This window comes from Shimia sp. R10_1, from assembly GCF_017744095.1.
GTDB lineage: Bacteria > Pseudomonadota > Alphaproteobacteria > Rhodobacterales > Rhodobacteraceae > Shimia.
This window is the reverse complement of the sequence record NZ_JAGHQX010000004.1, coordinates 272636-285589: the sequence shown is the minus strand read 5'-3', so window position 1 is coordinate 285589 and position 12954 is coordinate 272636. Positions and strand designations below refer to the sequence as shown.

The window sequence follows — 12954 nt, the reverse complement described above, 5'->3', positions numbered from 1 at the left end:
GCCACTCAGAATAATTTGACCATTTGGTATAATGTCATATAAAATAGGTGTTTGAAGCCATCTTTCCGACTAACACCCAGACATTTTCCGCCAGACTGGCCTTATATAGATAGAGCCTCTGGCCCTATAAAGATGCTTGAAAAAGTCGCGAGGATATCGTGCAAACCTATTCTAAGCGCTCAAATTTGGCGCAATTCTCAGCTCTGAACGCACTACCTCAAGGAGGCTCACGCCATGGACGGCACCCTGAAAGAAAACGATATCAGCCACGTCGTCAAAGCCGACAAGGCACATGTCTGGCATCATCTGGTGCAACATAAGCCGTTTGAAACCAATGATCCGCGCATCATCATTGAGGGAAAAGGCATGCGTGTTTGGGACCAGAATGGCAAAGAGTATATTGATGCTGTTTCGGGCGCGGTCTGGACCGTAAACGTAGGCTATGGTCGCGAGCGCATCGCCAATGCAGTCCACGAAAACCTGATGAAGATGTGCTATTTTGCCAACGCGGCGGGCAACGTCCCCGGCGCGCTCTATGCGGAAAAGCTGGTCGAAAAAATGCCCGGAATGAGCCGCGTCTACTATTGCAACTCTGGGTCGGAAGCGAATGAGAAAGCTTTCAAAATGGTCCGCCAGATTGCGCACAAGAAATATGGCGGCAAGAAACACAAGATTCTCTACCGTGACCGTGACTATCACGGCTCAACGCTTGCTGCGATGTCTGCGGGCGGCCAAGACGAACGCAATGCGCAATACGGCCCTTTCGCACCCGGTTTTGTGCGCGTTCCGCATTGCATGGAATACCGCAAGGATGAGCTGGGCCTTGGTCATCTGTCAGGGCGCGAGTTTGGTATTGCTGCCGCAAATCAGATCGAAGAGGTCATCCTGCGCGAAGGTCCAGACACCGTTGGCGCCCTGTGCCTGGAGCCGGTGACCGCTGGCGGCGGCGTGATCACTCCGCCGGAAGGCTACTGGGAACGCGTGCAAGAGATTTGCAAACAGTATGACATACTGCTGCATATTGACGAAGTTGTCTGCGGCATTGGACGTACCGGAACCCATTGGTTTGGCTATCAGCATTACGGCATCAAGCCAGACTTCGTGACGATGGCCAAAGGTGTCGCCTCCGGCTACGCAGCGATTTCTTGCCTTGTGACCACAGAAGACGTTTTTGAACACTTCAAATCCGATCCATCCGATAAGCTTGACCATTTCCGCGACATCTCCACGTTTGGTGGGTGCACCGCTGGACCAGCAGCCGCGCTGGAAAACATGGCAATCATCGAAGAAGAAGGGTTGTTGGAAAACTGCACCGCCATGGGCGCGCGTATGATGGGGAACCTGAAAGCGTTGATGGAGAAACATGACATCATCGGGGACGTGCGCGGCAAAGGGCTGTTCCTTGGCTGTGAGCTGGTGAAGGACCGCGAAACCAAAGAGCCGGTAGATGAGGCCGATATTGCGGCGGTGGTCGCCGATTGTGGCGCACAAGGCGTGATCATTGGCGCCGCCAACCGTTCTGTTCCGGGGCGCAACAATGTTATTGCGTTCTCACCCGCATTGATCGCGACCGCTGCGGACATCGACGCGATCACCAACGCCGTCGACAACGCCCTAACAAAGGTGTTTGGCTAACGCTTAAACGTCACCTCAACGGGAGCGACAACATTCGTGCCCTGCTGCGCCGCCCGCTCCACGTGAGGAGGGCGGCGTTTGTTTGCAAAAGGAAATCGTCCCATGGACACAGGAAACTGGCCCGCCCCAGTCACGCTGAAAGGCACGCATGCCAGCCTTGTGCCACTCGCCCCGCTTCACAGCGACCAGCTTGCTGAAGCCTCTGCGGATGGCGATCTGCACACGTTGTGGTACACTTCCGTGCCGAGCCCGACGGCGGTGCCCGCAGAAATCGAGCGTCGCCTGTCTCAACCAAACATGACTGCTTTCGCCATTCTGGACCCATCAGGCCGCGCCATTGGCATGACCACCTACATGAACACGGACGCCGCCAACCGTCGCGTGGAAATCGGTTCAACATGGTATCGAAAGTCCGCGCAGCGCTCTCCAATCAACACAGAGTGTAAACTCATGTTACTGCGCCACGCGTTCGAGGAACTGTCTTGTATCGCAGTGGAGTTTCGCACCCATTTCCTGAATCACCAGTCCCGACGCGCAATCGAACGGCTTGGCGCCAAGTTGGACGGCGTCTTGCGCAATCATACGATCATGGCAAACGGCACACTACGTGACACTGCTGTTTACTCTATCTGTAAACATGAATGGCCTGCAGTTCACGCCAATCTGAGACACAAGCTAGATCAGAACCGCTGAAAACATTGACATTCGCGAGGAGAGGAAAAGTCCAGTTTGCAACCCGGATAAGTCCAGTATAGCGTTTCCACATGGCAATCTCGGTTGAAACCTTTTTCCTTTCCCCCGGTTTTCAGGGCACGCTTCAAGCGCAGATCCAACAGTTGATCGCGGAAGGTATTCTGTCTGGTCGCTTCCGACGCGGGGAAAAACTCCCCTCCTCACGCAAGCTTGCCAGTCACCTGGGCGTCAGCCGCATCACGGTAACGCTCGCCTACACTGAACTTTTGGCAAATGACTATCTCTCCTCGCGTGGGCGATCTGGCTATTATGTCTCCGAAAATGCGCCCGTGCCGCCAAGCTTTTCCCCCCCGAAACAGCGTGAAGACAGCATTGATTGGACGCGCGCTATCGGCCGGCGTTACACGGGAGGGGATACGCCCCAAAAACCCCAAGACTGGGCCAGCTACCAGTTCCCATTTGTTTACGGCCAAACAGATCCAAGTTTGTTTGATCATGCGAATTGGCGCCTGTGCGCCTTGCAAGCACTGGGCCAAAAAGACTTCACAGCGCTGACATCGGACTATTACGACCAAGATGACCCAGAACTGGTGGAATTTATCGCTCGCAACACACTGCCGCGTCGGGGCATCATTGCCCGCCCCGAGGAGATCCTGATTACGCTCGGCGCCCAGAATGCGCTTTGGATTGCGGCGCAGGTTTTGCTCACCCAGCGCCGTATGGCAGCGATTGAGAACCCTTGTTACCACGCTCTGCGGGATATTCTCAATCAGTCGCGCTGTCATTTGGCGCCGATCGACGTGGATCAGGACGGTCTGGATCCAAGTCTGATTCCGACTGAGGCAGATGTGATTTTCACCACGCCAAGCCATCAATGCCCCACCACAGCCACCATGCCAATGTCCAGACGCCATGCGCTTCTGGAGCGCGCCCGCGCAATCGATGCACTGGTTGTGGAAGATGACTATGAATTTGAAATGTCTTTTCTGGATGCGCCGTCGCCGGCCCTGAAATCGCTGGATACCGAAGGCCGTGTGATCTACGTCGGCAGCTTCTCCAAATCGCTATTTCCGGGGCTGCGGCTTGGGTATCTGGTGGGCAGTGAGGCCTTCATCCGCGAGGCCCGAGCCCTGCGTGCCTCTGTATTGCGGCACCCGCCTGGGCACATTCAACGCACCGCCGCCTATTTTCTTTCGCTTGGGCACTATGATGCTTTGATCCGGCGCATTCGGGAGGCGCTCAAGGAACGCCGGGCTGTGATGCAAGAGGCAATCACGCAATCAGGCTTGGATGTTGCTGGCCAAGGGGCTTTCGGAGGGTCCAGTTTCTGGATGCGCACAAAAGACGAGATCGACACCGAAGAATTCGCGCAAAGGGTGCAAAACGAAGGCGTTTTGATCGAGCCGGGCGCATCGTTTTTCTCTGGCTCAGACATTCCCCGGAACTTTTACCGCCTTGGGTATTCCTCCATTCCTTGTGAACGCATACCAGAAGGTGTGTCTCGTATTGCGCAAGCCCTGCGCACACTCTGATCTGGATATATCCGGGAAAACAAACTGGCCCTAACGCCACCCTACGCCAAACCGTAGTTTCTCACCAAAACGACCGCCCCATACCTCCCTTTCGGGCGCAATAGGAGTTCGCCTCATGAAAATGACAACCGAGGAAGCCTTTGTAAAAGTGCTTCAAAAACATGGCATCGAACATGTCTTTGGCATCATCGGATCGGCTTTTATGCCAATTTCCGATATTTTCCCGCAGGCTGGGATCTCCTTCTGGGATTGCGCACATGAAGGATCTGGCGGGATGATGGCCGACGGCTACACCCGCGCCACCGGCAAGATGTCGATGATGATCGCGCAAAACGGCCCCGGCATCACCAACTTCGTGACCGCGGTGAAAACCGCCTACTGGAACCACACCCCGCTCCTGCTGGTGACACCGCAGGCCGCGAACAAGACCGTTGGCCAGGGTGGCTTCCAGGAAGTGGAGCAGATGGCCTTGTTCAAGGACATGGTCGCCTATCAGGAAGAGGTGCGCGATCCGTCCCGTATTGCCGAGGTTCTGGCCCGTGTGATTGCACAAGCCAAACGTCACAGCGCGCCAGCACAGATCAACATTCCGCGCGATATGTGGACTCAGGTGGTTGATATCACCCTACCGGAACCTGTGGAATTTGAATCCTCCCCCGGCGGCAGCTCTTCTGTGGCACAGGCGGCTGCGCTTCTGTCCGAAGCCAAAAACCCTGTGCTGCTGAATGGCGCAGGTGTTGTGCTGTCCAAAGGTGGCATCGCGGCTTCCATGGCGCTGGCGGAGCGGCTCGATGCGCCGGTTTGTGTGGGCTACCAACACAACGACGCGTTTCCCGGCTCACACCCACTGTTTGCTGGCCCCTTGGGCTACAACGGCTCCAAGGCGGCGATGGAACTCATCAAAGATGCGGACGTTGTGCTCGCACTTGGCACGCGCCTCAACCCATTCTCGACGTTGCCGGGCTATGGCATTGAATATTGGCCTGCCAATGCGAAAATCATTCAGGTGGACATCAATCCCAACCGCATTGGCCTGACCAAAACTGTGGATGTTGGCATTGTAGGCGACGCTGCCAAAGTGGCCGCGGGCATTCTGGAGCAGCTGGCGGACACGGCTGGGGACATGGGGCGTGACACACGCAAGAGCCACATTGCGAAAACCAAATCCGCCTGGGCGCAGCAGCTTTCGTCCATGGATCATGAAGACGATGATCCGGGCACCACATGGAACCAGCGCGCGCGCGATGACAAACCTGATTGGATGAGCCCGCGTATGGCGTGGCGTGCCATTCAGTCTGCCCTCCCGCGCGAGGCGATAATCAGTTCTGACATTGGCAACAACTGTGCCATCGGGAACGCCTACCCAGATTTCGATTCCGGGCGCAAATACCTTGCCCCCGGCCTGTTTGGCCCATGTGGCTATGGGCTGCCCTCGGTGATTGGTGCGAAAATTGGCTGCCCTGATGTGCCGGTTGTGGGCTTCTCTGGCGACGGTGCGTTTGGCATTGCGGTTACCGAGCTGACCGCGATTGGGCGCAAAGAGTGGCCAGCCGTCACGCAAGTTGTGTTCCGCAACTATCAGTGGGGCGCTGAAAAGCGGAACTCGACGCTGTGGTATGATGACAACTTCGTCGGCACAGAGCTGGACACACAGGTGTCTTACGCAGGCATCGCGCAAGCCTGTGGCCTGCAGGGCGTGGTGGCCCGCACCATGGATGAACTCACAGCCGCGCTGAACAAAGCGGTGGATGACCAGATGAACCATGGCAAAACCACATTGATCGAAGCCTTGATCAACCAGGAACTTGGTGAACCTTTCCGCCGCGACGCGATGAAAAAGCCCGTTGCCGTCGCTGGCATCGACCCGGCGGACATGGTTCCTCAGACAGGGAGCTAACCTATGGCGAGACCCAGCATCACTCGCCCCATTCTGGTGCTCAACGCTGGGTCATCTTCGATCAAATTCGCTGTTTTTGATGGCGACTTGACCGAGTGCATCTCTGGCATCGCCGATGGAATCGGCGGTGCCTCTTCTTTGTCTATCGCCGGAAAATCGCGCGATCTGCCCTTCATAGACCATCGCGCCGCATTGCAGGCCGTGCTGGAAGCGCTCAATACAGAAGGTGTGGCGGTGGCAGACCTGCGCGCTGCGGCACATCGGGTTGTGCATGGTGGGCGCAAACTGACCGCGCCCGTGAAAGTAAACGCCGAAGTGCGGGCTGAAATTGCATCCTGTACGCCGCTTGCGCCATTGCACAATCCGCACAATCTCGCAGCTATGGATATGTTGGCAGAAATTGCCCCCAGCCTGCCGCAATATGCAAGCTTTGACACATCGTTTCATGCCAACAACCCAGAGGCCGCAACCCGCTATGCCATTCCACGCATGATGGAGACAAAAGGCATCCGTCGATACGGGTTTCATGGGCTGAGCTATGCCTCTTTGGTGGAAAATCTTCCGGAGATATCCGGCGAGAAACTGCCTTCTCGCCTGCTGGCATTTCATCTTGGAAATGGTGCGTCGCTCTGCGCGATCAAAAACGGCCAATCCATCGCGACAACCATGGGTTATTCGCCTCTTGACGGTCTGACCATGGGCACGCGCTCGGGCGGGATCGACGCAAATGCCGTTCTGCGCCTGGTCGAAGAAAACGGGCTGGAGCGCACCAAGGCCATTCTAAACCATGAAAGCGGCCTGTTGGGGTTGTCTGGAGGCAAGTCAGACATGCGCAACCTTATGGTGGACCCGTCTGCAGACAGTGCCTTTGCCATAGAGCATTTTTGCTACTGGTCGGTGCGCCATGCAGGGTCTTTGATCGCTGCCATGGAGGGGCTGGACGCGATCGCCTTCACGGGCGGTATTGGGGAAAACGCAATTGGTGTTCGCGCCCGCATCCTGCGCTCTTTGGAGTGGGTCGGTGCCCGGATGAATCCAGATGCTAATCACGCCCGCAAAGCACGCCTGCATGCAGAGACGTCCAAGGTTTCAATCTGGGTGATCCCGGCACAAGAAGAGCGCATGATCGCGATGGATGCAGCCTCGCAGATGGAGGCCGCATGATCGCGCCTCACCCCAACGCCAGAGACACGGCCGTCGCATCCACAATATCCTGCACCGTGGCACCTCGGCTCAAATCGCACACGGGCTTTCGGAAACCCTGGAGAATGGGGCCAAGAGCCTGCGCCCCTGCCAGCTCTTGCGCCAGTTTATACGCGATGTTGCCCGCATCCAGCGACGGGAACACCAGCACATTGGCGTCGCCTGCCCCAAGGCCCTTCATTTCTGCCACACGGGGGTTCAGCGCCGCATCTCCTTGCACTGGGCCAACAAAACCCGTCGCCGCTGCCGCGTCGCGCACCTTTTCAACGCTGGCCCCTGCCCCCGATGCCCCAGTCGAAAAGGACAACAGCGCAACCTTTGCCTCCCCAAGCAGAGCTGCGCCGCTGCGCTCAGACGCACAGGCAATTGCAGCGAGCGCCTCTGCGTCCGGATCTACATTCAGCCCACAATCGGCAAAAATCACTTCACGGCCATTTGGGAACCTCATTAGGAAGAAAGAGCTGGCCACGGACACACCGTCCGCCAAGCCAATTCCAATACTCGCAGCCTCTATGACTTTCTTGGTGGAGGCCACAGCACCCGCCACCATCGCGTCAGCTTCCCCCACCGCCACCATGGCAGCCGCGCGATACAACGGACGGGTCAGCATCCGCCGCGCCACAGCCTCTTTCAGACCTCGAGCATCCACCAGCGCGGCAACGTACGCCTCTGTATTGTCTCCCAGCTCAACTGGCTCGCAAATCCCGTCAGCCCGCAGCCGCTCTGATGCCTGCGCAATACGATCGTCTTCCATTTCGGGCATCACAACCCGGGCTTTGCGGGTCTTTGCACCGGCGATAGCGGTCTCTAATGCTGACATCGTTCCTCCCCAATTCCTGCGATTAAGGAGCCACCCGTGACAGAAAACGTCAAGATCAACCGCGGCCTCAAAGGTATTTACTTCGAACGCTCGGGCGTGAGCCATATCGACGGAGCCAAAGGAGAACTCTCTTATCGTGGCTATTCCATCCATGATCTCGCAACCCAATCCACGTTTGAAGAGGTCTGCTATCTCCTGATCCATGGTGAGCTGCCAACGGCAGCTGAACTTGCCGCGTTTGACGCAACGCTCAAAGCTGCGCGCGAACTGCCTGCTGCGGTTTATGACATCATCCGCGCGACCAAAGACGGCCATCCGATGGATGTGCTGCGCACCGCTGTTTCAGCCCTCGCCGCGCTGGAAAGCGACAGCCAAAACACCGGCGCTGAGGCGTTTCTTGCCAATGGTCTGCGCCTTACCTCGCAAGTGCCCATGATCATTGCCGCGCATGAAAACATCCGCAATGGACGTGATCCTGTGCCCGCCGACAAAACGCTCAGCCATGCCGCCAACTGGCTCTGGATGCTGAAAGGGGAAAAACCCTCTGAGGACGCGGCAAAGTTGGCGGATGTGGACTTTATCCTGCACGCCGAACATGGCGCCAATGCCTCCTCCTTTGCAGCGCGCGTTACCATCGGCACAGATACAAATCTGCATGGCGGCATCGTCACGGCCCTCTCCACCCTCGCAGGACCAGCGCATGGCGGGGCGGCAGAAGACGTGATGAAAATGGTGCAGGAGATTGGAACGCCTGACAACGCCGCTGCCTACGTCAAAGAAAAGCGCAAAAATCGGGAGGCTGTCACTGGATTTGGCCACCGTGTTTATCGCGCCGAAGACCCCCGCGCCCGCCACATGCGCGACGGCGTGAAGAAGCTCGGTGAAGAAATGGGCGCGCCGGAATGGTATGAAATCCTGCAGGGTGTGGTCGACGCGATGAAGCCCTATGCCCGCCACGGTCTGAACGTGAACGTGGATTTTTACTCCGGGGTAATCTACCAGTTGCATGGCATTCCGATGGATCTCTATGTGCCGATTTTTGCGATTGGCCGCATGCCCGGCTGGATCATCCAGTGTATGGACCAGCAAGAAAGCAACATTCTGATCCGCCCCCTCACGCTCTACAACGGGCCAGACATGCGCCCTTATCAGCCAATCTCCACACGCTAATACGAAACTGATCAAGACACCGGCTTGACCTGACAGGGTTTATTCGTCTCTGCTGTCAGAAAGAAGGATTTCCGCGCTTGCCCGCAATGAATAGAACAGGCTCCCAATATAGCAGCCTCAATCAGATCAAAACGCATATGAAGGAGGCGTTTCGCCTCTACTTCCCCGGCGTGGCGGTGGCCGTGACCGTGGCGGCAACGGCGCAATTGCTTTCTGAGCATCATGGCGCCCCGGCGATGTTGCTTGCGCTGCTGTTGGGCATCGCGCTGAACTTTGTGGGGGAAGAGGGGCGTACCGTCGCTGGCGTCGGCTTTGCCGCGCGCACGGTTCTGCGTCTGGGGGTGGCCCTTCTGGGCGTGCGTATCTCTGCCATGATGGTGATGGAGCTTGGCTGGCAGCTCATTGCACTCACCGTGCTGGGCGTTGTTGTCACAATCCTGTTCGGCCTCCTGATCGCCCCGCTCTTTGGCCATAAATGGCGCTTTGCTGTGCTGACAGCAGGCTCGGTGGCCATTTGCGGTGCCTCTGCTGCCATGGCAATCGCCGCCATCCTCCCCAAAGACGCACGTTCGGAAGAACGCCTTTTGTTTACTGTGATGGGCGTCACTGTCATGTCCACCATCGCCATGATCGCCTATCCGCCTATTGTGGAAGCTTTTGGCCTCAATGATCACATGGCAGGTGTCTTCCTTGGGGGCACCATCCATGATGTGGCGCAGGTTGCGGGCGCGGGCTTTTCGATCTCTCAGGATGCCGGTGACACGGCTGTTCTTGTGAAACTGATCCGAGTTTCCATGCTGGCCCCGGTGGTGCTTGTCGCCTCCATGTTGATCCGGAGCTTTGCCGCCGCACCGGATGACGGCCAGCGCCCGCCGCTTTTGCCGGGCTTCGTGATCGGCTTCCTTGCGCTCGCGACACTCAATTCACTGGGCCTGCTTCCAGCTGTCCTCTGTGACCTCATGAGCGAAACCTCACGTTATCTTCTGCTCACAGCTGTCGCGGCTGTGGGCATGAAAACAAACCTCAAACAGGTTTTGGGAGTCGGCGGCGCCGCCATCGCGCTGATCGTCACCCAGACCATCTTCATCGCAGCATTCATTCTCACGGGGATTTACCTGCTCACCGGATAAACGCGCCAAGGGAGGCCAGATGACATTCCAGCAACCCACCCTCAACACCTCTCCAAAAGTCTCTGACGAGATCCGCCAGACGACCTGTTACATGTGTGCCTGCCGATGTGGCATCAATGTGCATATGAAGGATGGTAAGGTGGCCTACATTGAGGGCAATCGCGACCACCCGGTGAACAAAGGCGTGCTCTGCGCCAAAGGCTCCGCAGGGATCATGCAGGTGAACGCGCCATCGCGGCTCAGAAAGCCGCTGAAGCGGGTCGGGCCACGCGGATCTGGCGAATTTGAGGAAATCAGCTGGGAAGAGGCGATGAACATCGCTGTTGGCTGGCTCACCGAGCTTCATGAAACAGCGCCACACAAATTGGCGTTCTTCACCGGTCGCGATCAATCACAAAGCTTCACAAGCTTCTGGGCCCAGCACTTTGGCACGCCCAATTACGCGGCCCACGGCGGATTTTGCTCCGTCAATATGGCGGCGGCAGGCATCTACACCATGGGAGGCGCGTTCTGGGAATTTGGCCAACCAGATTGGGATCACACCAAGCTCTTCATGATCTTTGGGGTGGCCGAAGATCACGACAGCAACCCGATCAAAGCGGGTATTGGCAAAATCAAGGCGCGTGGGGCCAAGGTCATTGGTGTGAACCCGGTACGCTCCGGCTACAACGCCGTTGCTGATGAATGGGTCAGCATCACCCCGGGCACAGATGGGCTTTTCATTCTGGCGCTCATTCATGAGCTGATGAAGGCAGGCAAGATCGACCTGCACTACCTCGCGCAATACACGAACGCCGCCGTTCTGGTAGACAGCGAAACTGGTTTATTGATGCGCGATGCCGATGGCAAAGAGCTGGTGGTGGATCGTGCCACAGGCAAGCTTACCCCCTTTGATCAGAAAGGCGTGCGCCCCGATCTGTCTGCCACCTATGAAGGCAACAAAACCGTCATGCATTTGATGGCGGAGAAATATCTTGATCCGCAATATGCGCCCGAAGCAGTGGCCGAAAAAACCGGCATCCCAGCGCAGAAGATCAAAACCATCGCCGCAGAATTGGCCCGCGTCGCATTTGACGAAGCCTTTGAACTGGATCAGGAATGGACCGACTTCCGGGGCGAAACCCACAAAACCATGACAGGCCGCCCGGTCAGCTTCCACGCCATGCGGGGCATCTCGGCGCACTCCAACGGGTTTCAAACCTGCCGCGCGCTACATGTGCTGCAAATCCTTTTGGGCACCGTCGAAGTGCCTGGCGGTTTCCGGTTCAAACCGCCTTATCCCAAGCCGGTATCAGCCCACCCAACACCCCATGGCTATGGCCGCCCCGGCAAACCGCTGGCAGGGCCGCACCTCGGCTTTCCGCGTGGCCCCGAAGACCTGCAGATCAATGAGGACGGCACGGCCTGCCGGATTGATAAGGCCTTTACCTGGGAAAACCCCATGTCCGTGCATGGCCTCATGCATATGGTGATCTCCAACGCACACGCGCAGGATCCCTATCCGATCGACACGCTGTTCATGTACATGGCCAACATGTCGTGGAACTCCACGATGAACACCTCCGGTGTGATCAAAATGCTGACCGACCGCAATGACGACGGAGGCTATCGCATCCCGCGCATCATCTATTCGGATGCGTATAGTTCGGAAATGGTCGCTTATGCCGATCTGATCCTGCCGGACACCACTTACCTGGAGCGTCACGACTGTATCTCGCTTTTGGATCGCCCGATTTGTGAGGCCGATGGCGCCGCCGATGCCATCCGCTGGCCGGTGGTAGAGCCAGACCGCGATGTGCGCGGCTTTCAATCCGTCCTGATCGAGCTGGGCGCACGCATTGGTCTGCCGCATTTCCTCAATGAGGATGGCACGCCCAAATGGAAAGACTACGCCGACTATATCGTGAACCACGAACGCCGCCCCGGCGTCGGCCCGCTTGCAGGTTTCAGGGGGGAAGATGGGGATCAGTTCGGCCGTGGTGCCGTGAACCCAGAGCAGCTTCAGAGCTATATCGACAATGGCGGCTTCGCCATCGAACACGTGCCCGAGAATGCGCTCTATATGAAGCCATGGAACCAGCACTATCAGGACTGGGCGGTGAAAATCGGCCTCTTTGACGCGCCGCAACCCTTTCTGTTCCAGCTTTATGTCGAGCCGATGCGCCGGTTCCAACGCGCCGCCGAGGGGCATGGGGACATCCAGCCACCGGACCATCTGCGCGACCGCTTAAAGCAGGTGATGGACCCGCTGCCGATCTGGTATGAACCGCTGGAAGATGGCCGCGTGGATCCTGACGAATTCGATGTCCACGCGCTCACGCAACGCCCTATGGCGATGTACCACAGTTGGGGCACACAAAACGCCTGGCTGCGGCAGTTGCACGGAGAAAACCCACTCTACCTGCCAACCAAACTCTGGAACAAACATGGTTTTGAAGAAGGCGACTGGGCACGCGTGACCTCTGCGCATGGCGCTATCACTGTCCCTGTGGCCCATCAGGCAGCATTGAATGAAAACACCGTCTGGACGTGGAATGCCATTGGCAAGCGCCGTGGCACCTGGGCGCTCTCTGAAGATGCGCCGGAAGCCAACCGGGGTTTTTTGCTCAACCATCTGATCCACGAGCTTCTGCCGCCCAAAGGGGATGGCCTGCGGTGGGCCAATTCTGATCCCATCACCGGACAGGCCGCTTGGTTTGACCTACGGGTGAAAATCGAAAAAGCAGCCGTGCCTGTTGTGGCGCAACCGACCTTTGCCCCCATCACATCACCTGTGCCGCAAGGCCCGGAAACCCTCACATGGAAGGTCGGTAAATGAGTATGACCTCCATTCAAAGAGCGAGTCGCCGCACCTCCGCGATACAGCCGCAATAC

The 12954-nt window shown here is 57.4% G+C and carries 9 protein-coding genes; 8 read left to right on the top strand and 1 reads right to left on the bottom strand.

The window, feature by feature from the left end:
- Positions 1–234: 234 nt before the first annotated feature.
- The 5 genes from J7413_RS10255 (at position 235) to J7413_RS10235 (ending at position 6921) form a co-directional block, all read left to right on the top strand.
- Positions 235–1635, top strand: a complete 1401-nt coding sequence (locus J7413_RS10255; protein WP_209097982.1) for an aminotransferase class III-fold pyridoxal phosphate-dependent enzyme — start codon at positions 235–237, stop codon at positions 1633–1635.
- A gap of 102 nt (positions 1636–1737) precedes the next feature.
- Complete coding sequence (locus J7413_RS10250) at positions 1738–2328, top strand: GNAT family protein (protein ID WP_209097981.1); 591 nt, start codon at positions 1738–1740, stop codon at positions 2326–2328.
- Between the two features lie 71 nt (positions 2329–2399).
- Complete coding sequence (locus J7413_RS10245; protein ID WP_209097980.1) at positions 2400–3860, top strand: PLP-dependent aminotransferase family protein; 1461 nt, start codon at positions 2400–2402, stop codon at positions 3858–3860.
- A gap of 115 nt (positions 3861–3975) precedes the next feature.
- Complete coding sequence (gene xsc / locus J7413_RS10240) at positions 3976–5757, top strand: sulfoacetaldehyde acetyltransferase (protein ID WP_209097979.1); 1782 nt, start codon at positions 3976–3978, stop codon at positions 5755–5757.
- Between the two features lie 3 nt (positions 5758–5760).
- Positions 5761–6921 (top strand): acetate/propionate family kinase, encoded by a 1161-nt coding sequence (locus tag J7413_RS10235; RefSeq protein ID WP_209097978.1) that lies wholly within the window; start codon positions 5761–5763, stop codon positions 6919–6921.
- 7 nt (positions 6922–6928) lie between these two features.
- Here the strand turns inward: J7413_RS10235 and J7413_RS10230 are convergent, their stop codons facing one another.
- A complete protein-coding gene (locus J7413_RS10230; RefSeq protein ID WP_209097977.1) occupies positions 6929–7780 on the bottom strand; it encodes a phosphate acyltransferase in 852 nt (283 codons plus the stop codon).
- Positions 7781–7816: 36 nt separating this feature from the next.
- Here J7413_RS10230 and J7413_RS10225 point away from each other — a divergent pair, with 36 nt between their 5' ends.
- The 3 genes from J7413_RS10225 (at position 7817) to J7413_RS10215 (ending at position 12898) form a co-directional block, all read left to right on the top strand.
- The gene (locus J7413_RS10225; RefSeq protein ID WP_209097976.1) at positions 7817–8950 is read left to right on the top strand and encodes a citrate/2-methylcitrate synthase; all 1134 of its coding nucleotides are present in this window, start codon (positions 7817–7819) and stop codon (positions 8948–8950) included.
- 137 nt (positions 8951–9087) lie between these two features.
- On the top strand, positions 9088–10080 hold the full coding sequence (locus J7413_RS10220) for a putative sulfate exporter family transporter (protein ID WP_209097975.1): 993 nt from the start codon (positions 9088–9090) through the stop codon (positions 10078–10080).
- A gap of 19 nt (positions 10081–10099) precedes the next feature.
- Positions 10100–12898, top strand: coding sequence for a molybdopterin oxidoreductase family protein (locus J7413_RS10215; RefSeq protein ID WP_209097974.1), 2799 nt, complete (start codon positions 10100–10102; stop codon positions 12896–12898).
- Positions 12899–12954 lie beyond the last annotated feature (56 nt).